This window comes from Streptomyces sp. NPDC002958, from assembly GCF_055563255.1.
This window is the reverse complement of the sequence record NZ_JBVHDS010000007.1, coordinates 212,531-236,496: the sequence shown is the minus strand read 5'-3', so window position 1 is coordinate 236,496 and position 23,966 is coordinate 212,531. Positions and strand designations below refer to the sequence as shown.

Below are 23,966 nucleotides of genomic sequence, written 5' to 3'. Positions count from 1 at the left end.
TCAGCCTGCGGCGGCGGTGAACTCGCCCCGTCAGCGCCGGTCAGCCCGGTTCGCGAGAAGAAAGCGAGCTCACCTCACGGGACGTCAACTCCCGGTCGTAGACGTGTACGTCGGCGATGGCGCCGTTCCAGTAGTCGGCCGCCTTGCCGTCGAACTTGGCGCGTCCGATCACCACTGTGCCAGTGGGGTACGTGCTGCTGGAGGCCACCCTGGTCCCTGCGAGCCGGCCGTCCACGTAGATCCGCATCAGGTGGTCCTTCTGGCTGTACGTGCCGGTCAGGTGGTACCAGCGGCCGGGCTGCGGCTTCTCTGATGTCGCGACGGCACGGGCACCGGAGAAACTGAAGGCGAAGTTCCCGTCCTGGCTGGAGTACTGGAGGAAGAACGTGCTGACCCGGTCGCCGTCCTCGGACAAGGCGGTGTGGAAGCCGTTCATGTCCTTGGGGTCGAGGCGCACCCGTGCGGCGACCGAGTAGTCCTTGCCCGCGGTGTCGAGCTGGGTGCCGGTGTCCACGTATCCGCTGGTACCGTCCAGCTGCACGGCGCCGCCCTCGGGGCCGTCGGTCCACTGCGCGCCGCCCCTGAGCACGGCGTCGTGCTCGCCGGCCTTCGCGGTGCCGGACTGGTGCAGGGGCCACCAGCCGAGGCCCTGCAGCGACTCGGCGTCGCCACTCGGGCTCGGCGCGGGCGGGCTCGGCACGGCCGGTTTCGGCGCGGCCGGTTTCGGCTTGGCCGTCTTCGACGCAGTCGGTTTCGGTTTGGCCGTTGTCGACGCGGTCGGTTTCGGTTTGGCCGTTTTCGACGCGGCCGGTTTCGCCACGACCTGTTCCTTCCCGGAGTCCTGGCCGCGCACCAGTTGGACGACGACGAAGGCCAGCGCGACGGTCAATGCGGTGATCGTGGTGATGAGCGCCCATCTGCGCGTCATGAATTTCCTCAGGAGGTGCGGCATAAATGTGTCACTGGTGATCACGCATCAGATCCGGAAGTGGTTCGGTGTACACGTAAGTTGTGACATGCCTGTGAGGCAGCGGACCTGTCCGCCCCCTGAATGTGCGCCCGTGCGCCCGTGCGCCCGTGCGCCGGTAGATGCGGCGACGCCTTGTCCGGGGCAGTGGAACATGGGGAGTTGTGACGTTCCGGCAGCTACTACTGCGGGCGGGCAGGCCGGAGGACCGGGCGAGCGCCCGAGGGCGCCCGACAGGTTCGTCCACACCCTGTTGCTGCTGAGCCCGGTGTCCGCGTTGCTGGGCTGATCAGTCGGCCTTGGTGTACGTGAGTTGCTCGCCGCTGTCCGTGTTCTCGCGGCGCAGGGAGCCGTCCGGGAGCAGGGTGAGCGTGGTGGGTTTGCCCGCGGTGCAGGACGACATGGGTTCGCCGACGACGACCGTGGAGGGGCCGACCTCGACGGGTCCGCCCGGGGACGGCTCCGCGGTCAGGTCCGCCTGGAAGACGCAGTGGTAGGAGCCGCCGCTGTCGAGCGGGCCGTCCGCGGTGAGGGTGAGGACGGTCCGGCCGACCGTGCCCTGCTGGATCACGAGTTCCCGGGTGGAGTGGCCCGAGGGGTTGTCGATGGAGCCCGACCAGGTGCCGAGGTAGCCGGCCGGGATGGGGTTGTTGCTGTTCCTCTTGTCGTCGGTCGGGCTCGACGCAGCCGGTTTCGCCCCGGCCTGTTCCTTCCCGGAGTCCTGGCCGCGCACCAGTTGGACGACGACGAAGGCCAGCGCGACGGTCAATACGGTGATCGTGGTGATGAGTGCCCATCTGCGCGTCATGAATGTCCTCAGGAGGTGCGGCATAGATGTGTCACTGGTGATCACGCGTCCGATCCGGAAGCGGTTCTGTGTGCACGTAAGTTGTGACAGGTCTGTGAGACAGCGGACCTGTCCGGGGCGCGGGTTCAAGACGCCAGGCGCCGCAGCCGACTGGCTGCCTCCTGGAGGACGTCGTCCCTCTTGCAGAAGGTGAAGCGGACCTGGCTGCGGCCGGCGTCGGGGTCGTCGTAGAAGACGGAGTTGGGGATGGCGACGACACCGCAGCGTTCGGGGAGGGTGCGGCAGAAGGCGTATGCGTCCTTCTCGCCGAAGGGGGTGATGTCGGTGGTGATGAAGTACGTGCCCTGGGGCTGGTAGACCTCGAACCCGGCCGCGCGCAGGCCGTCGCCGAGCAGGTCGCGCTTGCGGCGGAGGTCGTCGCGGAAGCTGTCGAAGTACGAGTCCGGCAGGCGCAGCGCTTCGGCGATCGCGTACTGGAACGGGCCCGCGCTGACGTACGTCAGGTACTGCTTGGCCGTCCGGACGGCGGAGACGAGCGGGCCGTCCGCCATGACCCAGCCGACCTTCCATCCGGTGAAGGAGAAGGTCTTGCCGGCGGAGGAGATGGAGACGGTGCGCTCGCGCATGCCGGGGAAGCCGGCGAGGGGGAGGTGTTCGCCCTCGAAGACCAGGTGCTCGTAGACCTCGTCGGTGACGACGAGGAGGTCGCGTTCGCAGGCGAGTGCGGCGATCGCGCCGAGTTCCTCGCGGGTGAGGACGGTACCGGTGGGGTTGTGCGGGGTGTTGAGCAGGATCAGCCGGGTGCGGGGGGTGACGGCGGCGCGCAGTTCGTCGAGGTCGAGGCGGTAGGTGCCGGTGGTCGCGTCGGGGTGGAGCATGACGGGGACGCGGCTGCCGCCCGCCATGGCGATGCAGGCGGCGTACGAGTCGTAGTACGGCTCCAGGGCGATGACCTCGTCGCCGGGCTCCAGCAGCGCCAGCAGAGCCGCGGCGATGGCCTCGGTGGCGCCCGCGGTGACCAGGATCTCGGTGTCGGGGTCGTGGGTGAGTCCGTAGCGCCGTTGCTGGTGGTCGGCGATCGCGGTGCGCAGTTCGGGGACGCCGGGACCCGGAGGGTACTGATTGCCGTGACCGGCGCGCAGTGCCCGGACCGCGGCTTCCCGGATCTCTTCGGGGCCGTCGGTGTCGGGGAAGCCCTGGCCGAGGTTGATGGAGCCGGTCCGTACGGCAAGCGCCGACATCTCCGCGAAGATTGTCGTGCCGAACTCGGCGAGGCGGCGGTTGAGCAGCGGTCGTCCCAGTGTCATGGCCGCCATCCTGCGCGGAAGCTCTGGAGTTGCTCAAGTCTGCTTTGGCCGTACGGGGCCCAGGGCATCCCCCAATCACGCGGGCAGCGGACGGAAGCGGGGGGACCTCGCTTCGGGGGAACGGAAGGACGTGAGGTCGGTGGGAACTTTTGTCGGAGTGGTGATCGCGGTGGCCGTGGTCGGGCTGGTCGTCTCGTTTTCGGTGAGGGCCGGGAACCGGAAGAAGGCGCGCGGGCGGGGCGTGCGCCGGGGTGCGAGCGGTGGCAGCGCCGCGGGCGGCAGCTGGTGGGCGAGTGGTGGCGGCGGTGGCTCGTCCTGCGGAAGCGGCAGCGGTCACTCCGGGGGGCATTCGTGTGGTGGCGGTCACTCCTCGTGTGGTGGCGGCTCCTCGTGTGGCGGCGGGGGCGGATGCGGCGGAGGCAGCTGACACGGGGCAGCTGATCCGTGACCGGGCAGGGCCACATGCCCGGTGCCGGGCCCGTGCGGCCCGGTGTCCGACAGGTGCCCGGTGGGTGAACTCCCGCCGGGAGCCTTTTTGTTGGGGATTTACGCGAGATGCCGGTGAACAGATGAACCGCGAGGCCCCCGAGGGGATGGAAACCGCTTCAAGTTGGGTAAAACGCTGTGGACGCGGCTTACTTCGTGATTCCCTCGGTTGAGAGAACATTCAGCCCTCGGACCCGAGTTGGACCTGATCGGGCGCTTCCCACCTCCCACGTGCATCACGTCGGAGGCGTCCCCTGTCCATGTGTCCACGCTTGTTTGCGGAGCCGACCCATGCTCACGACCCTCCAGACGGCCTATTCCGACACCCGTGCCGCCGACCTGGCCTGGGCGCTGGGGCGCGAACCGCTCCCCGCCCTGGCCGTGCTCGACCTCGATCTCGCGGGTGCCCGAGTGCAGATGCGCCTGCTCGGCGCCTCTCATCAGGTGCTCCTCGAGGAGGAGCGGGGCACCTGTTCCGAAACCGTCGCGTGCATCCCCGGCAGCAGTACACCGCTGCCGCTCGGTGTCGCCGAGCGGCTCGGGGAATGGGAGTACGAATTCGCGGCGCGCGTCGAGACGCTCTCGGCGGGCTCGTTCGCGGGGCGCGCGCAGGAGCTTCTCGCGCTCGTGGCGGACCATCCCCACGGCCTCGCCGGGACGTTTCCCGGCAGCCCGCACGCCTTCACCGCCATGCTCGCCCAGCGGGTCGAGGGTCAGGTGCGGTGGCGCACCTGGCATGCGTACCCGCAGGAGGGGCAGTTGGTGGTGACGCGTACCCGAGTGGGAGTGCGGATGCCGGCGGCGGCACTCTGACGCGGCCCAACTCCGTTGTGAGCGCACCACTTGCACCCTTGCGGGTGACAGGCAGCCACGGCATCGTGACGTAGCGTTCGCAGCATGATCGACCAGCAGGTGTCGCTGCGAGGGGGCGCGGCGGGTCTTCCCGTCCGACCGAGGACCGGTCGGCATCTCGTGCTGTCCGCTGTCTTCATCTGTGCCGCCTGCGGTCTTGTGTACGAGCTCGAACTGGTGGCGCTCGCCTCCTACTTGATCGGTGATTCCGTCACCCAGGCATCCGTCGTGCTTTCCGTGATGGTGTTCGCGATGGGCGTCGGCTCGCTCCTCGCGAAACGTTTACGCAGCCGTGCCGCGGTCGGTTTCGGACTGATCGAGGCGGCGCTCGCACTCGTCGGCGGCTCCTCGGCGCTCGTGCTGTACGCGTCGTTCGCCTGGATCGGGGAGTCGCGGTACGCCCTGGTCGGGTTCTCGCTCACGATCGGCATCCTGATCGGTGCGGAGATCCCGCTGCTGATGACGCTGATCCAGCGCGTCGACCGGCAGGACGCGGGCGGGACCGTCGCGGATCTGTTCGCCGCCGACTATGTGGGCGCGCTGGTCGGCGGGCTGGCGTTCCCCTTTCTGTTGCTGCCGATGCTCGGACAGCTCACCGGGGCGCTGTTCACCGGTGCGGTGAACGCGGCGGCGGGCGGGGCGCTGGTGCTGTGGGTGTTCCGGCGGGACCTCACCCCGCGCTCGCGGTGGCTGCTGGTCCTCGTCAACGTGGCCGTGATCGCCGTACTGGCCACCGCCACCGTGCTGGTCGACGACTTCGAGCGGGCGGCGCGGCGTGCGGTGTACGGGGACGGGGTGCGGGTCGCGGTGCAGACCGGGGTGCAGGAGGTCGTGCTGACGGGGGCGGGCCGCAGTTCCCTGGACCTTTATCTGGACGGGCGGTTGCGGGTCAGCGCGCGCGACGAGTACCGCTACCACGAGGCGCTGGTGCACCCGGCGATGAACGGGCCGCGCGCCCGCGTCCTGATTCTGGGCGGCGGCGACGGTCTCGCCGCCCGGGAGGTGCTGCGCTACCCGGACGTAGGCAGCGTCACCCTCGTCGAGCTCGACCCCGGCGTCACCCGGTTGGCCCGTACCGACCGTGCGCTTTCGGCACTGAACGCCCACGCGTACCGCGATCCGCGGCTGACGGGCGTCAACGCGGACGCCTTCAGCTGGCTGCGGGCGGCGCACGGCAGCTACGACGTGGTGATCTCCGATCTGCCCGACCCCGGGATCTCGGCCAGTACGAAGCTCTACTCGGCGGAGTTCTACGGCCTGGTCGCCGAGGCCCTCGCTCCGGGCGGCCGGGTGGTGGTGCACGGGGGCCCGCCGGTGACCCGGCCGCGTACGTACTGGACGGTGGAGGCGTCGATGAGAGCGGCGGGCCTGCACACCCGCCCGTACCGGATCAGCGGTCGGCCCTCCGACTTCGCGGCCGGCCCCGACCGGGCCACGCACCGGGCGCAGGCCGAGCACGGCTGGGGCTTCGTCCTCGCCGGACCGATCGGGACGCAGACGCTCCGCCTCACCCCGGGGGCGCCGAAGCTGCGGTCGCTGACGCAGTCCTCGCTCGTGCGCGCGGGGCGGGAGGCGGAGAGCGGACGGCTGCGCGGGCTGCTGCCTTCGACGCTGGTGCACCCGCGGTACTGGGAGAACCGGTGAGCCGGACGCCGTACGCCCGGCGGCTTTGCGACGCGGAACCGCTGACGTGACGGCCGGGGCTGAGTAGGCTCGGTTTCCATGGAGCATGAGGTGTTCGTTCCGGTTCCGGCCCCGTCCCTTCGGCGGACGCTGGGTGATCCCGTCCGTGTCGCGCGCTGCGTACCGGGGCTCCAGCAGGACGCCGATGCGTCCGCGGACCCGTTGTCCGGCCGGCTCAAGGTCCGGGTCGACGGCCACACGATCACGTACCGCGGTGCGCTGCGGCTCACCGGTTCGCCGCAGGACGGTCCGCACGGGGACGCGATCCTGGTGGCGGGCGAGGGTGTCGAGGCCCGGGGGAGCGGCTCGGCGAAGCTGACTCTGACGATCAGCCTGACGGAGAAGGACGGCGGCACGGCGATCGTGTTCGCGGGTACGGCGAGCGGCGACGGCCGCCTCCTGGAGCTGGACCCGACGGCGGCGCTCGCGGCGGCCCATCGCCTGCTGGACCGTTTTGCGCAGCAACTGGTGACGGAGACGCTGGCGGGCGGCAGTACGGAGGACCGGGCCCTCGGCGAGGCCGAGCAGGCCGTCGGGGAAGCCGTGGAGCAGGCCATCGAGGAGGCGGCCGAGGAGGCCGACGCGACCGGCGCGGCCGGCGCCGAGAGCGCTGTTTCGGACGATGACGCCCACGCCCGCGCCGACGACGGCGCCGATGCAGATGACACCGACGACGGCGCCCCGCCCACGCATGACGCCGCCGAGGACGAGGCACCCACTGCCGAGAAGCCCCCGGGCACGGGCTCCGTCTTCGACGCCCCCGCGCCCCCGCCGTCGCTCGACCCCGCGGCGGAGGTGGAGTTCACCGTCCCCGACGGTCCCCCGGCCGAGGCCGCGCACGCCAGGCGCACCATGATCGGCCGCAGTGCCGAGGAGGTCGACCACGCGCCGCCGCGCGGCAGGTACGCCCCCGTACCGTCAGCCGATTCGACCACTGCGGGCGCCACACTCCGCTGGGTCGCCCCCGCCGCCGCGCTCGCGCTCGCGTCCGCCGTCGTGGTGAGCCGGGCGCTGAGGCGGCGGAGGTAGCTCCGCAAGTAATGTCGGTCGGGTGAGTAGCAGCGAGAAGGACGTCCGGCTGTCCGTCGGCGACGCAGAGTTGACCGTGAGCCCCGCCAACGGCTGTCGCATCAGCAGTCTGCGGATCGGTGGCACCGAGGTGCTGCGGCAGGGGGAGCAGTATGGCTGCTTCCCGATGGTGCCGTGGTGCGGGCGCACCGAGAACGGGCTCTTCCATAACGGCGACGTCCCGCACCGGTTGCCGCTGAACTCCCCGCCGCACGCCATCCACGGCACCGGAAGGGATACCGCCTGGCGCACCGCCCGGGTGGGCGAGCAGGACGCCTCGTTCTACTACGACCTGGCCGACCCCTGGCCGTATCCGGGCCGGGTGACCCAGACCTTCGAGCTGTCCGGGGATTCGCTCACGCTCGCGTTCGGCATCGAGACGTACGGGGATTCGTTCCCGGCGCAGGCGGGCTGGCACCCCTGGTTCCTGCGGGACCTCGGCGGCGGCAAGAACGTGGAGATCGCCTTCGACGCGGCCTGGCAGGAGGAGCGGGGCGAGAACCACCTGCCGACCGGCCGCCGCATCCCGCCCCTGCCGGGCCCGTGGGACGACTGCTTCGGGATGCCGGACGGGGTCGATGTGACGCTCACCTGGCCGGAGCAGCTGGAGCTGACCGTGAAGAGCCGGGCCGAGTGGGTCGTGATCTACGACGAGCAGGCCGAGGCGATCTGCGTGGAGCCGCAGTCCGGTCCGCCGAACGGGCTGAACACCGCGCCCCGGTACGTCACCCCGATCGAGCCGCTGGAGATCGCGACGACCTGGAACTGGCGCAGGCTCTGACCTTCCGGCTGCGCGGGGACCGAACCGGGCTCGGCGCGGCCCCGGCGCGGGTGCGGGCTCCGGAACCGGCGCGGGGCTTGGCACCGGAGCGGGCCTCGGCACCGGCGCAGACTCTGGCCCTGGCACCGGTGCGGGCTCCGGAACCGGCGCGGGCCTCGGCGCGGGTCCCCGGCCCAGGCGCCGGAACCGGTGCGGGCGCAGGCCCCGACACGCGCGCCTTAAGCTCGTAGCCATGACTGACGTACGTGCTGAGCTGCTCCAGCAGATCAAGGACAAGGCCGTGGTACACGGCAAGGTGACCCTCTCCTCGGGTCTTGAGGCCGACTGGTACATCGACCTGCGCCGCATCACGCTGGACGGCAAGGCCGCTCCGATGGTCGGTCAGGTCATGCTCGACGCCACCGCCGAGCTGGACTACGACTGCGTGGGCGGGCTGACGCTGGGCGCCGACCCGGTCGCCACCTCGATGCTGCACGCCTCCGCCGCGCGTGGGCAGGAGCTGGACGCGTTCGTCGTTCGCAAGGCGCAGAAAGCGCACGGGATGCAGCGCCGCATCGAGGGCACGGATGTGAAGGGCCGCCGCTGTCTGGTGGTCGAGGACACCTCGACGACCGGCGGTTCGCCGCTGACCGCCGTCGAGGCGGTGCGCGAGGCCGGTGGCGAGGTCGTCGCCGTTGCCGTGATCGTGGAGCGGGGCGCGGCTCCGGCCATCGCCGAGGCCGGCCTCCCGTATGTCCACGTCTACTCGGTGGCCGACCTCGATCTGGCCTGACGTAGCGGTTGACCTGCGGCTTTCATTAAGGGCGGGCTGTTTCACGTGAAACAGCCCGCCCTTGACGTATGCCCGCGAACCGTCCGCCGGAGCATCGGGGAAGCAGGCCGGGTGGAGTCGAAGCGAGAGTCTGGGAGGATGGGGGCGACGATGACGTCGCCCCCAGGTCAGGGAACCAGCAACGCACACCCGCACATCCCAAGGAGCGGACAGATGCCCATCGCAACCCCCGAGGTCTACGCCGAGATGCTCGACCGGGCGAAGGCAGGCAAGTTCGCCTACCCGGCCATCAATGTGACGTCGACCCAGACCCTGCACGCTGCACTGCGCGGCTTCGCGGAGGCGGAGAGCGACGGCATCGTTCAGATCTCCACCGGTGGGGCGGAGTTCCTGGGCGGCCAGTACAACAAGGACATGGTCACGGGCGCCGTCGCCCTCGCCGAGTTCGCACACATCGTCGCCGCCAAGTACGACATCACGGTCGCGCTGCACACCGACCACTGCCCCAAGGACAAGCTGGACGGTTACGTGCGTCCGCTGCTCGACATCTCCGCCGAGCGCGTCGCCCAGGGCCAGAACCCGCTGTTCCAGTCCCACATGTGGGACGGTTCGGCCGAGACCCTGGCCGACAACCTGGCCATCGGCCAGGAGCTGCTCGCCAAGGCCGCCGCCGCCAAGATCATTCTTGAGGTCGAGATCACCCCGACCGGTGGCGAGGAGGACGGCGTCACCCACGAGATCAACGACGAGCTGTACACGACCGTCGACGACGCGCTGCGTACCGCCGAGGCGCTCGGTCTGGGCGAGAAGGGCCGCTACCTGCTGGCCGCCTCCTTCGGCAACGTCCACGGCGTCTACAAGCCGGGCAACGTCGTGCTCCGTCCCGAGCTGCTGAAGGACCTCCAGGAGGGCGTGGCCGCCAAGTACGGCAAGTCGTCCCCCTTCGACTTCGTCTTCCACGGCGGCTCCGGCTCCACCGAGCAGGAGATCGCCACCGCGCTGGAGAACGGCGTCGTGAAGATGAACCTCGACACCGACACCCAGTACGCCTTCACCCGTCCGATCGTGGACCACGTGTTCCGCAACTACGACGGTGTGCTGAAGGTCGACGGCGAGGTCGGCAGCAAGAAGGTCTACGACCCGCGCAGCTGGGGCAAGTCCGCCGAGGCGGGCATGGCCAAGCGCGTCACGGAGGCCTGCGCCAACCTGCGTTCCACCGGCACCACGCTGAAGTAGCAGCCGTTACGAAGTGTGGCCGTGGGCCCGGTACTCCTCGGGGTGCCGGGCTCCGGGGCATACGGGCGGTTGCGCAAGCGGTGTCGTAGGGCCGGTTCCGATCGTGGCGGGAGCGGTGTGGTGGGGTGCCCCGGACGGCAGCACCCGGAAGATGGAACAGGTCGGCGAACTCGTCGCCCAGGCGTTACGTGAGGCCGGATTCCAGGTGGACCGGAACAGCGCGGGGCACAGCCGCCCGTCCGTCGCCCCAACCGGCTGACAGCTCTTTGCGGGGCATCCCCGCCGTCCATGCGGGGCATCCCCGCCCCGATGGCCCTCCCGGCGGGGAGCGGCGATGCTGCTCGTATGCCTGACGCAGAGACGGGAGCCATCCGCGTCGCCTCCCCGCACGGACGCTGGGTCATCCTCACCACCGTCCTCGGCTCCAGCATGGCCATGCTCGACTCCACCGTCATCAACGTCGCCCTGCCCCGCATCGGCAAGGACCTCGGCACGGACCTGGCCGCCCTCCAGTGGACCGTCAACGCCTACATGCTGACCCTGGCCGGGCTTATCCTCCTCGGGGGCGCCCTCGGCGACCGGTACGGGCGGCGGCGGGTCTTCGTCATCGGAGTCGTCTGGTTCGCCACCGCGTCCGTGATGTGCGGCATCGCGCCGAACGCCGCCGTCCTGATCGCCGCCCGCGCCCTTCAGGGCATCGGCGGGGCGCTCCTCACGCCCGGTTCGCTGGCACTGATCCAGGCAAGCTTCCATGCGGACGACCGGGCCCGCGCGGTCGGGCTGTGGTCGGGGCTGGGCGGCGTCGGGGCCGCCATCGGGCCGTTCGTCGGCGGGTGGCTCGTCGACGGGCCCGGCTGGCGGTGGGTGTTCCTGCTCAATGTGCCGCTCGCCGCGGTCTGCGTGCCGGTGGCGCTGCGCCACGTACCGGAATCGCGTGACCCGCACGCGCACGGGCGCTTCGACGTGCTGGGCGCCGTGCTCGGTGCGCTCGCCCTCGCCCTGGTGACCTACGCGCTGATCGAGGCGCCGGGACAAGGGGCGTCCGCGGTGGTGATCGGGGCGGCCGTCGGCGGGATCGTCCTCGGGGCGGTGTTCGTGCGGGTGGAGCGGCGGCGGCCGGACCCGATGCTGCCGCCGTCGGTGTTCGCGTCCCGGCAGTTCACCGCCGTCAACATCATCACCCTCTGTGTGTACGCGGCGCTCGGCGGTTACTTCTTCCTCTCTGCGATCCAGCTCCAGGTCGTGGCCGGGTACTCGGCCCTCGGCGCCGGCACGGCCCTGCTGCCCACGACCGTGCTGATGCTGCTCTTCTCCGCCGCCTCCGGCGAACTGGGGCAGCGCATCGGCCCCCGCATCCCGCTGACCGTCGGCCCACTGGTCGCCGCCGCCGGAATGCTGCTGATGCTGCGGGTCAAGCCGGAGTCGAACACCGTCTCCGCCTATCTCACCGATGTGCTTCCCGCGGTCGGTGTGCTCGGCGTCGGACTCGTCACCCTGGTGGCACCGCTCACCGCGACCGTTCTGGCCTCCGTGGACACCGCACGGGCCGGCCTGGCCAGCGGTATCAACAACGCGGCCGCCCGCGCCGCCGGGCTGATCGCGGTGGCCGCGCTGCCGCTGCTCGCCGGTATGGGCCCGGAGGCCTACCGGAACGCCGACGAGTTCGCCGCGACGTTCCGGCGGGCCATGCCGATGTGTGCCGGGCTGCTCGTGCTGGGCGCGGTGATCGCCTGGACGACCGTACGGAAGCCCCTTGTCCCGGCGGGAGAGAAGGAGAAGGCGCGCCCCGAGTGCACGGTGCACTGCGGCGTCGTCGCGCCACCGCTGGAACCCGCGCACGAGGAGGCGGGGAACGCGGGCGCGGGCCGACCCGCGCGGGGTGTCTGAGTGCTGGGTGTGAACCGATGCCTACGGGGTGCCTGAGGGGTGGGCGCGGACCGACCCGCGCGGGGCACCTGAGCACCCGGTGTGAACCGACGCCCGCAGGGCACCTGAGTGCCCCGGCGTGAATGGACTTTCCGCGGGGCGCCCGGGTACCCCCGGCGCGCATGTGCCAGGCACACTGAACCCATGTCGATCCACGAGAACCTGCTCGGGGGACCTCCCCCGACCCACCTGCCCGACGACCCGGAGCCGCGCGAGCTGCTGGCGAACGGCACGCCCCCCGCCGACGTCGCCGCGAAGTACCCGACCTCCTCCCTGGCCTGGGCACAGCTCGCCGACGAGGCGTTCGAGGGCGGCCGCGTCATCGAGTCGTACGCCTATGCGCGCACCGGCTACCACCGGGGTCTCGACGCGCTGCGCCGGGCCGGCTGGAAGGGTCACGGCCCCGTACCGTTCGAGCATGAGCCGAACCGCGGCTTCCTGCGCGCCCTGCATGCCCTGGCGCGGGCTGCCCAGGCGATCGGCGAGCAGGAGGAGTACGAGCGCTGCTCGACGTTCCTCCGCGACTCCTCGCCGACCGCCGCCGAGACCCTCGGTTAGCACGCCGAGACCCTCGGTTAGCCACTTCGGGACCCTCGGGCAGCCACGTCGGGACCCCGGCCGGATGCCACCAGGCCCTCGCAGACCGCCGCCGAGACCCTCGGGCAGCCGCACCGAGCCCCTCGGCCGGACGTACACGTACACCTTGTGATGTTCCGGACCCCGCAGACGTACCAATATCTGCGGGGTCTGCGCGCTCCTGCGGGCTCCGTTTAGGATGCCGACAGGGGACCGGAGCTCCACCACCTCACGGAAGGGGCGGACCGCTACCCGGAAGCTTGTGTCGAGGAGACAGCAATGTCGACGATCCACCCCGACCCCGAAGCCACCGGTGCGCAGACCCCGCACCTGGACTTCGCGGGAACGACTCCGTACGAGGACTATGTCCAGGCGGATGTTTTGACCCACCTCCAGCACCTTCGCTCCGACGACCCGGGCGAAATGGTCTTCCTGGTCACCACCCAGGTCATGGAACTGTGGTTCACCGTCATCGTCCACGAGTGGGAAACCGCCGCGCACGCCCTGCGCGAGGACCGGCTGTCCGTCGCACGCGACGCGCTCAAGCGGTCGGTGCGGGAACTGGAGGCGCTCAACGCCTCCTGGACGCCACTCGCCCAGCTCACCCCCGCCCAGTTCAACTCCTACCGCGCCACCCTCGGTGAGGGATCCGGTTTCCAGTCGGCGATGTACCGGCGGATGGAGTTCCTGCTCGGCGACAAGTCCGCGTCGATGCTCGTGCCGCACCGGGGCGCGCCCCGCGTCTACGCCGAGCTGGAGAAGGCGCTCGGCGAACCGAGTCTGTACGACGAGACGCTCGCCCTGCTCGCCCGGCGCGGGCACGCCGTACCGCAGGCCGTGCTCGGCCGGGACCTGACGCAGAAGTACGAACCGTCCCCCGAGGTCGAGGCCGTCTGGGCGGAGATCTACGCCGACCCCGACCAGCACGACGAGCTGGTCCGGCTCGGCGAGGCGCTGACCGATGTCGGCGAACTGGTGTGGCGATGGCGCAACGACCATCTCGTCGCCACCCGGCGCGCGATGGGCTCGAAGACCGGGACCGGCGGTTCCGCCGGGGTCGCGTGGCTGGAGAGGCGGGCCACGAAGAACGTCTTCCCCGAGCTGTGGACGGCGCGCAGCCATGTCTGAGACCTTCGCCGCGCGTGCCGCGGAACTCGACGCCGCCGACCGACTCGCCGACCTGCGCAAGCTGTTCACCCTCGACGACACCGTCTACCTCGACGGCAACTCGCTCGGTGCGCTGCCCGCCCACGTACCCGCCCGGGTGCAGGAGGTCCTCACCTGTGAGTGGGGCGAGCTGCGTATCCGGTCCTGGGGCGAGAGCGGCTGGTGGACCGCGCCCGAGCGGATCGGCGACCGGATCGCCCCGCTCGTCGGCGCCGCCGCCGGGCAGATCGTCGTCGGCGACTCGACCAGCGTGAACGTCTTCAAGGCCGTTGTCGCCGCGAGCCGGCTGGCGCCGGAGGGACGCGACGAGATCCTCGTCGACGCGACGACCTTTCCCACGGACGGGTACATCGCCGCATCCGCGGCCCGGATGACCGGCCACTGCCTGGTCCCGGTCGCCCCGGCCGAGGTGCCGGACGCCCTCGGTCCCCGTACCGCGGCCGTTCTGCTCAACCACGTCGACTACCGCACCGGCAGGCTCCACGACCTGCCCGGACTCACCGCCGCCGTGCACGAGGCGGGCGCCATCGCCGTCTGGGACCTGTGCCACAGCGCGGGCGCCCTGCCCGTCGGGCTCGACGCGCACGGCGTGGACCTCGCGGTCGGTTGCACGTACAAGTACCTGAACGGCGGCCCCGGTTCGCCCGCCTACCTGTACGTCGCCGCGCGCCACCAGGCGGCCTTCGACTCACCCCTGCCGGGGTGGACGTCGCACGCCGACCCGTTCGGCATGACACCCGAATACGCCCCGGCCGACGGTGCCGTGCGGGGCCGGGTCGGCACCCCCGACATCCTCTCCATGCTGGCGCTCGAAGCGTCGCTGGACGTGTGGAACGGTGTGTCGGTCGAGGCGGTACGGGCCAAGTCCCTGGCGCTGACGGACTTCTTCCTGGAGTGCGTCGCCGCGTATGTGCCCGACGGTCGGGTCACCTCCATCACCCCGGCCGCGCACGCGGAGCGCGGCAGTCAGGTCGCGCTGCGGTGCGAGGACGCGGAGCCGGTGATGAGCGCGCTCATCGCGCGGGGCGTCGTCGGGGATCTGCGTCGGCCGGACGTGCTGCGATTCGGTTTCACGCCGCTGTACGTAGGGTTCGCGGACGTGGAGCGGGCGGCGCGGGTACTGGGCGAGGTGGTGGCGGGCTAGGGGCGCGCTCCTGTTGTGATCTGCCGGCGGGGACGGGAACCTTCCATACTGGTACCGTCCCCGCAGGTCAGGCCAGTTGGGCTTGGATACAGGACGGTTGGAGCAGCATGTCGGATTCTGCCGCGCGTGATCGTGACGCAGCCGAGACCGAGTCGGCCCTCTCGCACCCACCGGTCGCCCCCGACGCATCTGCTGCCTACGGCCACCACCCCGACCAGCTGATCGACTTCTACGCCCCGCGCGACGGGCGGACCGGTGCGCCGGTCGTGGTCGTCGTGCACGGCGGGGCGTGGCGGGCGCCGTACGACCGGCAGCATATGTCGCCGTTCGCGGACTTCCTGGCCCGGCGCGGTTTCGCCGTCGCCAATGTCGAGTACCGGCGAGGCAGCGAGATCCCGCAGCAGCGGGGTTCCGGTCCGGTCGCGGGCCGTTGGCCGGAGACCTTCGACGATGTGGCCGCGGCGATGGACGCGCTGCCCGCCCTGCTGGCCCGGGAACTTCCGGAGGCCGACGCCCGGCGGATCGTCGTCACCGGGCACTCCGCAGGCGGGCAGCTCGCCCTGTGGGCCGCCGCCCGGCACGTACTGCCCGAAGGCTCGCCGTGGCGGCTGCCCGCACCGCCGCCGCTGCGGGGCGTCGTCGCCCTCGCGCCGATCGCCGACTTCACCACGGCCGTCGAGCTGAACGTGTGCTCGGGGGCGGTCGGCCAATTCCTCGGCCGCGAGGAGGACTTCGAGGCGCGGGCCCCGCATGCCGACCCGGCCGTGCTGCTGCCCACCGGCATCGCGACCACCGTGGTGCAGGGCACCACCGACCTCGATGTGCCGCAGGCCGTCTCGGAGGCATTCGTCGACGCGGCGGCGAAGGCGGGCGAGACGGTGGGCCTGACCCTGCTGCCCGACGTCGGCCACTACCCGCTGATCGACCCGGCGGCGGACGCGTGCGCGGTGGTGGCGGAGGAGCTCGCCCAGCTCGCCTGGTGAACGGGGGTCCGACGGTGGTGCGGGCCCCGTAGTACTTGCGACGGACGGCGCAGGATCCATATCACTGCTGACGACCCGGGCCGGTTCGGCTCCTACTTTGGAAACGTGACCGAGACCCAGAGCAGAAGCCCCGAGTTCCGAATGGCCGCAGGGGCGTTGGACGGCCTGCGGCAGGACCTTTTCCGCAATGCCTTCGGCTATCGTCCGCTGGAGCGGATGCGGAACGACGGGCGGCTGATCCGGCAGTTGCCGGAGCGGATGCGTGCGCGGGTCGCCTGGACACCCCACGCGCTGGTCGGGGCAGCCGCACTGCTCACGGCCTTCATGGGCCTTGTCTCGGCGGACTCCTTCGCTCTGCGTTTCGCGGTCGACTTCATCCTGATCGTGCTGCTCCCTGCGCTCTCCGTACTGATGACGCTGGTCAGGCCGGTCGGCGCCTTCTGGATTTCGATGGCGCTCACCCCGTTCGCGGCGGTTGCCAGCGATGGTTACTGGCCATGGGCGCCGAGCACCTTCCTCTCGCATCTGACGGTGCTGGTCGTGGTCGCGGCCCGGACCCGGCCCCGTGTCGCCGCCTCGATGTGGGGCTGCACTTTGGTGTTCGGCACCGCGCTGGAGCACTTCGGCGGCTGGCACCCCACCTCGACCACCCCCACCTTTGCCATGGTCTCCGCGTTGGCGCTGCTGGTGGTGGCCGTGGTGCAGATCCGTCGCGACGCGGAGCGCGAGGTGACCGTGCAGCGCACCGTGACCGCCGCCGAGCGCGACCGGCGCACGCTGCTGGAGGAGCGCACCACCATCGCCCGGGAGTTGCACGACGTCGTCGCCCACCACATGTCGGTCGTCGCGATCCAGGCCGAGGCCGCCCCGTACCGGGTGGAGAATCCGCCGCCCGAGCTGGAGCAGGCCTTCGTCACGATCCGGGAGAACGCGGTCGCCGCCCTCACCGAACTGCGCCGGGTCCTCGGCGTCGTACGGGCTGAGGACTACCAGGCGCCGGACGCCCCGCAGCCCACCCTCGCCCAGCTCGACGGGCTCCTGGCCAATGTGCGTGAGGCGGGCCTGGAAACGGAGAAGGCGGTCACCGGCGCGGTACGTGAACTGCCGCAGGGCGTCGAGCTGTCGGCGTACCGGATCATTCAGGAGGCCCTCAGCAACACGCTGCGGCACGCACCGGGCGCCACCGCCAAGGTCGAGATCGGCTATGTGCTGGGCGGACTCGGTCTGCGTGTCGTCAACGGGCCGCCGACCGGTTCGGTGAAGCCTTCGCCGGGGGCCGGCCACGGGATCACGGGGATGCGGGAGCGGGTCGCGATGCTGAACGGCGACATGACGGCCGAGGCGACGGAGGAGGGCGGTTACGAGATAGCCGCGTTCATCCCCGTCCAACTCACCCGCGAGACGGACGAGACGGACGAGTCGCACGAGACCTACAAGGCGCATGCGGCAAAGCTGGAGCAGGTGGAACAGGCATGACCACTCCCGTCACCCCGGCCATCCGGGTGCTGATCGTCGACGACCAGATGATGGTCCGCGAGGGCTTCTCGGTGCTGCTCAACGCCATGCCGGGGATCGAGGTCGTCGGCGAGGCCGTCGACGGCCGGCAGGCCATCGCGCAGGTCGCGGCATTGCGCCCCGACGTGGTGCTGATGGACATCCGGATGCCGGAGCTCAACGGCATCGAGGCCACCCGCGAGATCGTCGCCGCCGACGCGGACGCCAAGGTGCTGGTGCTGACCACCTTCGACCTGGACGAGTACGTGTACCAGGCGCTGCGCGCCGGGGCGTCCGGCTTCCTCCTCAAGGACGCATCGGCCCGCCAACTTGCCGACGGCGTAAGGGTGGTGGCCTCCGGTGAGGCGCTGCTCGCCCCGACCGTCACCAAGCGGCTGATCAACGAGTTCTCGAAGCTCGCGGAGCCCCCGCGACCGCCCGCCCTCGCCCGGATCGGCGATCTCACGGAGCGCGAGACGGAGGTGCTCGTCCTCATCGCGCAGGGCCGGTCCAACGCCGAGATCGCCTCGCGTCTGGTGGTTGCCGAGTCCACCATCAAGACGCATGTGAGCCGCATTCTGGTGAAGCTGGGGCTGCGCGACCGCACCCAGGCGGCCGTCTTCGCGTACGAGGCCCGGCTGGTCACACCTTCCTGAGGAGCCCGGGGACCCAGGGGAACCTGGGGGTTCGGGGTGGGTGGCCGGTGAGGTCCGGGCCGGGGCCCGGGGTGGGTGGCCGGTGGCCGTCGGGTCCGGTTAGCGTCCGGTATATGCACCCGTCTCCCCGTTCCGCGGCCGATGCCTCCCTGGAACCCTCCGAACTCTCCGACTGCTCCGAACCCTTCGACCCCTGGTCCCCGGCGTTCGTCGCCGATCCGTACCCGGCCTACGCCGCACTGCGTGCCGCCGGCCGGGTGCATTACTTCGAACCCACCGATCAGTGGCTCGTCCCGCACTACGCCGATGTGTCCGCGCTGCTGCGCGACCGCCGCCTGGGCCGGACATATCTGCACCGCTTCACCCATGAGGAGTTCGGCCGTACGCCGCCGCCCGCCGAGCACGAGCCCTTTCACACCCTCAACGGGCAGGGGCTCCTCGACCTGGAGGCGCCGGACCACACCCGGATCCGGCGCCTGGTCTCCAAGGCGTTCACTCCGCGTACGGTCGAGCAGCTCGTCCCGACTGTGCGGCGGCTGGCCGCCGGACTGGTCGACTCGTTCGTCGAGGCGGGCGGCGGCGATCTGCTCACAGCCGTCGCCGAACCGCTGCCCGTGGCCGTCATCGCCGAGATGCTCGGCATCCCGGAGTCCGACCGCGCCCCGCTGCGGCCTTGGTCGGCGGCGATCTGCGGAATGTTCGAACTGAACCCGTCCGACGACACCGCCCGTGCCGCCGTCCGCGCCTCGCTCGACTTCTCCGCGTATCTGCGCGAGCTGATCGAGGAGCGGCGCAAGAATCCCGGTACGGATCTGATCTCCGCGCTCATCGCCGCTCATGACGAGGGGGAGAGGCTGAGCGAGCAGGAGATGATTTCCACCTGTGTGCTGCTGCTCAACGCGGGCCACGAGGCGACCGTCAACACCACGGTGAACGGCTGGTGGACGCTGCTGCGCCACCCCGAGCAGCTGGCCGCCCTGCGCGCCGACCACGGGCTGCTGCCGACGGCGGTCGAGGAGCTGATGCGGTACGACACTCCGCTGCAGATGTTCGAGCGCTGGGTCCTCGACGACATCGAGATCGACGGCACGGTCATTCCGCGGGGCTCCGAGGTGGCCCTGCTCTTCGGCTCCGCCAATCGCGACCCGGCCCGCTTCCAGGCCCCGGACACCCTGGACCTGGCCCGCCGGGAGAACCCCCACATCACCTTCGGCGCGGGCATCCACTTCTGTCTGGGCGCCCCGCTGGCCCGGGTCGAACTGGCTGCCTCCTTCGGAGAGTTGCTGCGCCGTGCCCCGAACCTGCGGTTGGCGGCCGAGCCGGAGTGGAACCCGGGCTATGTGATCAGGGGCCTGAAGGAACTGCGCGTGGAGCTGTGACGGGGTGAGCGGGGGGTGGCCGGGATTCGGGCTCAGCACCCCGGCCCGCAGCTCAACGGCGGTCCTTCCAGCACGTCGAACGCCGCTCCGAAGCCGGCAAGGACCGCGAGGAGCGCCGCCGGCCCGAGCGCCCGCCGCCACTTTCCCTGTACAAGGGCGAAGAGGGCGATCCCGGCCGCGGTGCCGCCGAGAGTCATGACCGGCAGCCCCAGCCAGAGCACGTTCCACTCCGACTCACCCTCGAAGCCGCCGAAGATTCCACGTCGGCCGTAGGGGGCCCAGGCGAGCATCCCTGCGGCCCCGCCGGCGGCGGCGAGTATGCATCCGGCGACCCCGCGGATGGCTTCGCGTCGGTTCTCCATAACTTGGGTGACGCGGGTGCACCACACGAAGGTTGCACCCCGGGGCCGCCCCACCCTCACGTCATCGTCACCCTCACGTCACTGTCCCCCTCACGTCACCGTCACCGTCACCGTCACGTCAGGACGTCGCGCCGCCGCAGCGCCGCCACCCCGGCCCCCACCAGCACCACCGCGGCCGCGGTGAGTGCCAGCACCGGCCCCCATTCCATCCCCGTGCCCCCCGGCAGCTTCGGCAGATGCGTGAACGGTGACATGTTCATCACCGACTGCGGCAGATCGATGGCGGGCCCGATCCATCCCAGCGCCAGGCAGATCCCGGCCATGCCCCAGGACGCCACCGCCGCTTTCGGGAGCGCCCCGTACAGCAAGACCGTCACCCCGCCCAGCAGCCAGATCGCCGGCAGTTGCACCAGCGACGCACCCAGCACGGCTGGGAGTTCATGTCCGTAACCGGCTGCCAGGCCGAGGCCGCCGACCGCCATGATCAGAGCCGCGCCGCCGAACGCGATGGCCAGATGGCCGGCTGCCCACCCGGTCCGGCTCACCGCACCCGCCAGCACCGGTTCGGCGCGCCCGGCGGTCTCCTCGCCGTGCAGTCGCAGCACCGACGCGACGATGTACAGCGCCGCGACCATCCCGAGCATGGACACCATCGCTGCGAGGAACGCATTGGTCAGACCGGCCTGACCGCCCATCCGTTCGAAGATCTCCTGCGTCTTCGCGTTGTCGCCGACGAGATCCGCCGCCCCGTTGGTCAGCCCGCCGAAGACGACACCGACCACGGCGAAGGACAGCGTCCACCCGATCAGCGAACCGCGCTGGAGCCGCAGCGCAAGACCGAACGCCGTGGAGATCCGCCCCTGCGCGGGCCCGGGCCGGGTCGCCAGGAAGCTCATGCCGACATCGCGCCGCCCCGCCAGGGTGTACGCGAGAGCGGCCTGAACCACGACGGCCGCCGCGATGACGAGCAGCACCCACCAGCGCTCGTCCGCGTACGCGCGCACGTTCTCCGCCCAGCCGAGGGGGGAGAGCCAGGTCAGCACGGACGAGCCGTCGTCCGTCGCCGAGTCGCCCGCCGCCTTCAGTACGAACGCGGCACCGAGGATTGCCGCCGTGAGCCCCTTCGCGAGCCGTGCGCTCTCGGTGAACTGCGCGGCGATCGCGGCGGTGCAGGCGAACAGCACACCGACCCCGGCGACCGCCAGGGCGAGCGCCACCGCTCCGGTGCCGCCCGCACCGGACCCGGCCATACCGGCCACGATCATCAGCGCCAGCCCGGCGTTGGCGATCAATGCGGCGAGGAGTGCGGCGGTCAGCGGGGCGCGACGCCCCACCATGGCGGCGGAGAGCATCTCCTGACGGCCGGTCTCCTCTTCCTCACGGGTGTGCCGGATGACGACGATCAGGCTCATCACCGCCGCCATGGCTCCGCCGAAGCCGACCATCCGCCAGCTGACGAGCCCGCCGACGGAGTCGCTGAATACCGGTCCGTACAGCGCCCGGAGCGAGCTGTTGGCATTCATCGACGCAGCGAGTTCGGCGCGCTGCGCGGCGGTGTCGTACAGCGAGGCGAGGGACTTCCCGACGGAGAAGAAGGAACCGCCGAGCACGATCACCCAGATCGGCATCATGATCCGGTCGCGCCGCAGCGCAAGTCTCAACAGGGTCCAGGTGCCGGCGTGCTGCCCGGTCCCGGTCCCGGTCCGGCGTCCCGTACGGGCCGGTGCGGTCATGGTCACGGCAGTCATCGCGTCGCCACCCCCACACCCTCGCTGCTGTCCGTGGCACCCGTCGCGTTCGTCGCGTCGGCCGCGTAGTGACGCAGGAAAAGCTTCTCCAGTGTGGGCGGGGTGCTGGTCAGCGTCCGTACCCCCGATGCGGAGAGCGACTTGAGGACGGCGTCCAGCTTGTCCGTGTCGACCTGGAGGGTGACCCGCAGGCCCTGGATGTCGAGGTCATGGACGCCGGGCAGATGCGCGAGCCCGTTGGGGGCACCGGCCAGCTCGGCGCTGATGCTCGTACGGGTCAGATGGCGCATCTCCGCCAGCGAACCGGTCTCCACTGTCCGGCCCTGGCGGATGATGCTGACCCGGTCGCAGAGCGATTCGACCTCGCTGAGGATGTGGCTGGACAGCAGGATCGTCCGCCCGCGCGCACGCTCCTCGGCGACGCAGTCCTGGAACACCTCCTCCATCAGCGGATCGAGCCCGCTCGTCGGCTCGTCCAGGATCAGCAGATCCACATCGGAGGCGAACGCGGCGATGAGGGCGACCTTCTGCCGGTTGCCCTTGGAGTACGTACGCCCCTTCTTCGTCGGGTCGAGCTCGAACCGTTCGACGAGGTCGGCGCGCCGGCTCCGGTCGAGGCCGCCGCGCAGCCGCCCGTACAGATCGATCACCTCGCCGCCGGAGAGGTTGCGCCACAGCGTGACGTCACCCGGGACGTACGCCACCCGCCGGTGGAGCTCGACCGCGTCGTTCCACGGGTCGCGGCCGAGCAACTGGGCGGCGCCGGAGTCGGCCCGCAGCAGACCCAGGAGCACCCGGATGGTGGTGGACTTCCCGGATCCGTTGGGTCCGAGGAAGCCATGGACCTCACCGGTCTCGACCGTGAGGTCGAGACCGTCCAGTGCGTGCGTCCGACCGAACGATTTGTGCAGTCCGGCCACCGTGATTGCCTTCGTCATGTTTTTTGAAGGTACGCTACTTTCATAAATTTGTGAAGTTAAGGAAGCGTATAAAGTTGGGGGCGCGGCGGGGACCGGGGAATCAGGGGAGACGATCGGATCGTGATCAGCGAAACCGGAGAGGAAGCGCGCGTGCGGGACGAGCGCGGAGGTGGCGATGAGCGCGACGCGGAGGCCGTGTCGCGGTTTGTGGAGCGGTTCGCTTCCGACATGACCGAGGCGGGGATGCAGCGCATGGCGTCCCGTGTCTTCGCCGCGCTCCTGGCGGACGACGACGGCTCGATGACCTCCGCCGAGCTCGCCATGGCGTTGCAGATCAGCCCGGCGGCCGTGTCCGGTGCGGTGAATTACCTCACGCAGGTCAGCATGGTCGGCCGCGAGCGCGAGCCGGGCTCGCGCCGGGACCGCTACCGCCTGCATGACGAGGTCTGGTACACCACCTTCACCCAGCGCGACCGGGTGCTCACCCGTTGGGAGAGCACCCTCAAGGAAGGCGCCCGCACCCTGGGCGAGCACACTCCGGCAGGCGCCCGGCTGGCCGAGACCGCGGCGTTCTTCGAGTTCGTGCAGGAGGAGCTGGGCGGGATGATGGACCGCTGGCGCGAGCACCGCAAGACACTCGGACTCCCGGCGGCCGACGAGCACCGGGGCCGGCGCGCGGGCACCTGACGGGGCCGGGGTACCTGACGGGGCCGGGACGGCCCGCCCGTGCCGGGGCCATCCTACCCCTCGGCCGTCGGCAGCATCAGCCCCCAGGCCCCCGCCCGTACCGTCCACGTCCTCGTCCGGACCGGGCCGCAGACCTGTACGTCCGCCCGGTAGCGGAAGTCCGCGCCCGAGACCGTGACGGCCTTGGCCTCCGCCGTGACCGGTTCGGACTCCGGAGGGCGGATCACCACTTCCGCGAGGCCTCCGTCGCCGCCCTGCGAAGTCACCGTCACCGACTCGACCGGGCGGTCCAGATCGTTCAGCAGGACGCCGTCCGCCTCGACCCGCAGCCGATGCGTGTGCGGCGGGGCGGGCGATGGTGGCGGGGCGGGGCGCACCAGGGTGCGGACCAGGGAGCGGCAGGTGTCCCAGACCGCCGTGACCCCCGAATGGGCGGTCACCGCGCCCGGCAGCGCGCTCAGAACCGGGATGCGCAGTGTGCCGAGGACGACTCCGTCGCTGTCGTCCACCAGCAGGTCGAGTTTGCGCACGGCACCGTCCAGCGCCGTGCGCGCCGCCGCCACCGCGCCCAGGGGCACGCCGAGCGAATGGGCGAGTTCCAACGCGGCCGCGGCGCCGACCGGGACCAGCGAGAGCGCGTTCTCGGCCGGCTCCCGCTCCCGGTGCAGCAGGGCCACCGCCCGCCGCAGCGCCCGGTCGTCGCCGACCACCACCGGCCGCCGACTGCCCCGGCGGGACAAGGCTCGCGCGAACTCGTCGGGCCCGTCGGGCAGGCAGATCTTGGCGTGCGAACCGGCGCTCAGCACGTCCTTCGCGATACGGACGGACTCGCCGTCGGTCCGGCGGGCTACCGGGTCGATGACCACCAGCAGCTGGTGCGCACCGTCACCGGGGGGCTGGGCAGCCGACACCTCGGTCCTTCCTCGGGTAGCATCTTGGTGCAAGAGCCCCTTGCGCTATTGCG

At 70.9% G+C, this 23,966-nt stretch carries 23 protein-coding genes; 16 read left to right on the top strand and 7 right to left on the bottom strand.

Going from position 1 to position 23,966, the window contains the following annotated elements:
* Positions 1-40: 40 nt before the first annotated feature.
* From ACZ3IC_RS15670 to ACZ3IC_RS15660, 3 genes are all read right to left on the bottom strand, one after another.
* Positions 41-928 (bottom strand): LamG domain-containing protein, encoded by an 888-nt coding sequence (locus ACZ3IC_RS15670; protein WP_467416473.1) that lies wholly within the window; start codon positions 926-928, stop codon positions 41-43.
* Positions 929-1,256: 328 nt separating this feature from the next.
* A complete protein-coding gene (locus tag ACZ3IC_RS15665) occupies positions 1,257-1,775 on the bottom strand; it encodes a hypothetical protein (RefSeq protein WP_467416470.1) in 519 nt (172 codons plus the stop codon).
* Between the two features lie 125 nt (positions 1,776-1,900).
* Entirely contained in the window at positions 1,901-3,091 is a 1,191-nt protein-coding gene (locus ACZ3IC_RS15660; protein WP_467416469.1) for a pyridoxal phosphate-dependent aminotransferase, read from the bottom strand.
* 768 nt (positions 3,092-3,859) lie between these two features.
* Between ACZ3IC_RS15660 and ACZ3IC_RS15655 the strand changes: the two genes are divergently transcribed.
* From ACZ3IC_RS15655 to ACZ3IC_RS15585, 15 genes are all read left to right on the top strand, one after another.
* On the top strand, positions 3,860-4,381 hold the full coding sequence (locus tag ACZ3IC_RS15655) for a DUF2617 family protein (RefSeq protein ID WP_467416468.1): 522 nt from the start codon (positions 3,860-3,862) through the stop codon (positions 4,379-4,381).
* A gap of 84 nt (positions 4,382-4,465) precedes the next feature.
* Positions 4,466-6,064, top strand: a complete 1,599-nt coding sequence (locus tag ACZ3IC_RS15650; protein WP_467416466.1) for a polyamine aminopropyltransferase — start codon at positions 4,466-4,468, stop codon at positions 6,062-6,064.
* Positions 6,065-6,142: 78 nt separating this feature from the next.
* A complete protein-coding gene (locus ACZ3IC_RS15645; RefSeq protein ID WP_467416464.1) occupies positions 6,143-7,132 on the top strand; it encodes an SRPBCC domain-containing protein in 990 nt (329 codons plus the stop codon).
* A 22-nt stretch (positions 7,133-7,154) separates the two neighbouring features.
* On the top strand, positions 7,155-7,952 hold the full coding sequence (locus ACZ3IC_RS15640) for an aldose epimerase family protein (protein ID WP_467416462.1): 798 nt from the start codon (positions 7,155-7,157) through the stop codon (positions 7,950-7,952).
* Positions 7,953-8,184: 232 nt separating this feature from the next.
* Complete coding sequence (pyrE, locus tag ACZ3IC_RS15635) at positions 8,185-8,724, top strand: orotate phosphoribosyltransferase (protein WP_136326594.1); 540 nt, start codon at positions 8,185-8,187, stop codon at positions 8,722-8,724.
* Between the two features lie 213 nt (positions 8,725-8,937).
* Positions 8,938-9,960 (top strand): class II fructose-bisphosphate aldolase, encoded by a 1,023-nt coding sequence (gene fbaA, locus ACZ3IC_RS15630; protein WP_467416460.1) that lies wholly within the window; start codon positions 8,938-8,940, stop codon positions 9,958-9,960.
* 103 nt (positions 9,961-10,063) lie between these two features.
* Positions 10,064-10,219 carry a hypothetical protein gene (locus ACZ3IC_RS15625; RefSeq protein ID WP_467416459.1) on the top strand — a complete coding sequence of 52 codons (156 nt, stop codon included), beginning with the start codon at positions 10,064-10,066 and terminating at the stop codon, positions 10,217-10,219.
* A gap of 86 nt (positions 10,220-10,305) precedes the next feature.
* On the top strand, positions 10,306-11,847 hold the full coding sequence (locus ACZ3IC_RS15620; RefSeq protein ID WP_467416456.1) for an MFS transporter: 1,542 nt from the start codon (positions 10,306-10,308) through the stop codon (positions 11,845-11,847).
* Between the two features lie 183 nt (positions 11,848-12,030).
* Entirely contained in the window at positions 12,031-12,444 is a 414-nt protein-coding gene (locus tag ACZ3IC_RS15615; protein ID WP_327368329.1) for a DUF3151 domain-containing protein, read from the top strand.
* A 297-nt stretch (positions 12,445-12,741) separates the two neighbouring features.
* Complete coding sequence (locus ACZ3IC_RS15610) at positions 12,742-13,590, top strand: tryptophan 2,3-dioxygenase family protein (RefSeq protein WP_467416453.1); 849 nt, start codon at positions 12,742-12,744, stop codon at positions 13,588-13,590.
* Positions 13,583-14,773 carry a kynureninase gene (kynU, locus tag ACZ3IC_RS15605; protein WP_467416451.1) on the top strand — a complete coding sequence of 397 codons (1,191 nt, stop codon included), beginning with the start codon at positions 13,583-13,585 and terminating at the stop codon, positions 14,771-14,773. The genes ACZ3IC_RS15610 and kynU overlap by 8 nt, the downstream gene beginning before the upstream one ends.
* 107 nt (positions 14,774-14,880) lie before the next feature.
* On the top strand, positions 14,881-15,756 hold the full coding sequence (locus ACZ3IC_RS15600; protein ID WP_467416450.1) for an alpha/beta hydrolase family protein: 876 nt from the start codon (positions 14,881-14,883) through the stop codon (positions 15,754-15,756).
* Between the two features lie 105 nt (positions 15,757-15,861).
* Positions 15,862-17,232, top strand: coding sequence for a sensor histidine kinase (locus ACZ3IC_RS15595; protein ID WP_467416447.1), 1,371 nt, complete (start codon positions 15,862-15,864; stop codon positions 17,230-17,232).
* Positions 17,229-17,906, top strand: a complete 678-nt coding sequence (locus tag ACZ3IC_RS15590; protein ID WP_467416445.1) for a response regulator — start codon at positions 17,229-17,231, stop codon at positions 17,904-17,906. The genes ACZ3IC_RS15595 and ACZ3IC_RS15590 overlap by 4 nt, the downstream gene beginning before the upstream one ends.
* 113 nt (positions 17,907-18,019) lie before the next feature.
* On the top strand, positions 18,020-19,285 hold the full coding sequence (locus tag ACZ3IC_RS15585) for a cytochrome P450 (protein WP_467416442.1): 1,266 nt from the start codon (positions 18,020-18,022) through the stop codon (positions 19,283-19,285).
* Positions 19,286-19,317: 32 nt separating this feature from the next.
* On the opposite strand, the gene ACZ3IC_RS15580 is transcribed toward ACZ3IC_RS15585, so the two are convergent.
* The 3 genes from ACZ3IC_RS15580 to ACZ3IC_RS15570 all read right to left on the bottom strand — a co-directional run bounded on the left by ACZ3IC_RS15580 (position 19,318) and on the right by ACZ3IC_RS15570 (position 22,333).
* Complete coding sequence (locus ACZ3IC_RS15580; protein ID WP_467416441.1) at positions 19,318-19,647, bottom strand: hypothetical protein; 330 nt, start codon at positions 19,645-19,647, stop codon at positions 19,318-19,320.
* 113 nt (positions 19,648-19,760) lie between these two features.
* A complete protein-coding gene (locus ACZ3IC_RS15575) occupies positions 19,761-21,395 on the bottom strand; it encodes an ABC transporter permease (protein ID WP_467416438.1) in 1,635 nt (544 codons plus the stop codon).
* A complete protein-coding gene (locus ACZ3IC_RS15570; RefSeq protein WP_467416436.1) occupies positions 21,392-22,333 on the bottom strand; it encodes an ABC transporter ATP-binding protein in 942 nt (313 codons plus the stop codon). The genes ACZ3IC_RS15575 and ACZ3IC_RS15570 overlap by 4 nt, the downstream gene beginning before the upstream one ends.
* 210 nt (positions 22,334-22,543) lie before the next feature.
* Between ACZ3IC_RS15570 and ACZ3IC_RS15565 the strand changes: the two genes are divergently transcribed.
* Positions 22,544-23,002 carry a GbsR/MarR family transcriptional regulator gene (locus tag ACZ3IC_RS15565; RefSeq protein ID WP_467416713.1) on the top strand — a complete coding sequence of 153 codons (459 nt, stop codon included), beginning with the start codon at positions 22,544-22,546 and terminating at the stop codon, positions 23,000-23,002.
* Positions 23,003-23,055: 53 nt separating this feature from the next.
* Here ACZ3IC_RS15565 and ACZ3IC_RS15560 read toward each other — a convergent pair whose 3' ends face one another.
* Entirely contained in the window at positions 23,056-23,913 is an 858-nt protein-coding gene (locus ACZ3IC_RS15560) for a diacylglycerol kinase family protein (RefSeq protein WP_467416434.1), read from the bottom strand.
* Positions 23,914-23,966: the final 53 nt, after the last annotated feature.

Bases quoted from the DNA above. Each gene is read 5' to 3' on its own strand.
- ACZ3IC_RS15660 (WP_467416469.1), bottom strand. From the start codon at position 3,091: ATGGCGGCCATGACACTGGGACGACCGCTGCTCAACCGCCGCCTCGCC.
- ACZ3IC_RS15590 (WP_467416445.1), top strand. From the start codon at position 17,229: ATGACCACTCCCGTCACCCCGGCCATCCGGGTGCTGATCGTCGACGAC.
- ACZ3IC_RS15620 (WP_467416456.1), top strand. From the start codon at position 10,306: ATGCCTGACGCAGAGACGGGAGCCATCCGCGTCGCCTCCCCGCACGGA.
- kynU (WP_467416451.1), top strand. From the start codon at position 13,583: ATGTCTGAGACCTTCGCCGCGCGTGCCGCGGAACTCGACGCCGCCGAC.
- ACZ3IC_RS15600 (WP_467416450.1), top strand. From the start codon at position 14,881: ATGTCGGATTCTGCCGCGCGTGATCGTGACGCAGCCGAGACCGAGTCG.
- ACZ3IC_RS15565 (WP_467416713.1), top strand. From the start codon at position 22,544: ATGACCGAGGCGGGGATGCAGCGCATGGCGTCCCGTGTCTTCGCCGCG.
- ACZ3IC_RS15585 (WP_467416442.1), top strand. From the start codon at position 18,020: ATGCACCCGTCTCCCCGTTCCGCGGCCGATGCCTCCCTGGAACCCTCC.
- ACZ3IC_RS15650 (WP_467416466.1), top strand. From the start codon at position 4,466: ATGATCGACCAGCAGGTGTCGCTGCGAGGGGGCGCGGCGGGTCTTCCC.
- ACZ3IC_RS15575 (WP_467416438.1), bottom strand. From the start codon at position 21,395: ATGACTGCCGTGACCATGACCGCACCGGCCCGTACGGGACGCCGGACC.
- pyrE (WP_136326594.1), top strand. From the start codon at position 8,185: ATGACTGACGTACGTGCTGAGCTGCTCCAGCAGATCAAGGACAAGGCC.
- ACZ3IC_RS15655 (WP_467416468.1), top strand. From the start codon at position 3,860: ATGCTCACGACCCTCCAGACGGCCTATTCCGACACCCGTGCCGCCGAC.
- ACZ3IC_RS15665 (WP_467416470.1), bottom strand. From the start codon at position 1,775: ATGACGCGCAGATGGGCACTCATCACCACGATCACCGTATTGACCGTC.
- ACZ3IC_RS15645 (WP_467416464.1), top strand. From the start codon at position 6,143: ATGGAGCATGAGGTGTTCGTTCCGGTTCCGGCCCCGTCCCTTCGGCGG.
- ACZ3IC_RS15670 (WP_467416473.1), bottom strand. From the start codon at position 928: ATGACGCGCAGATGGGCGCTCATCACCACGATCACCGCATTGACCGTC.
- ACZ3IC_RS15615 (WP_327368329.1), top strand. From the start codon at position 12,031: ATGTCGATCCACGAGAACCTGCTCGGGGGACCTCCCCCGACCCACCTG.
- ACZ3IC_RS15610 (WP_467416453.1), top strand. From the start codon at position 12,742: ATGTCGACGATCCACCCCGACCCCGAAGCCACCGGTGCGCAGACCCCG.
- fbaA (WP_467416460.1), top strand. From the start codon at position 8,938: ATGCCCATCGCAACCCCCGAGGTCTACGCCGAGATGCTCGACCGGGCG.
- ACZ3IC_RS15580 (WP_467416441.1), bottom strand. From the start codon at position 19,647: ATGGAGAACCGACGCGAAGCCATCCGCGGGGTCGCCGGATGCATACTC.
- ACZ3IC_RS15570 (WP_467416436.1), bottom strand. From the start codon at position 22,333: ATGACGAAGGCAATCACGGTGGCCGGACTGCACAAATCGTTCGGTCGG.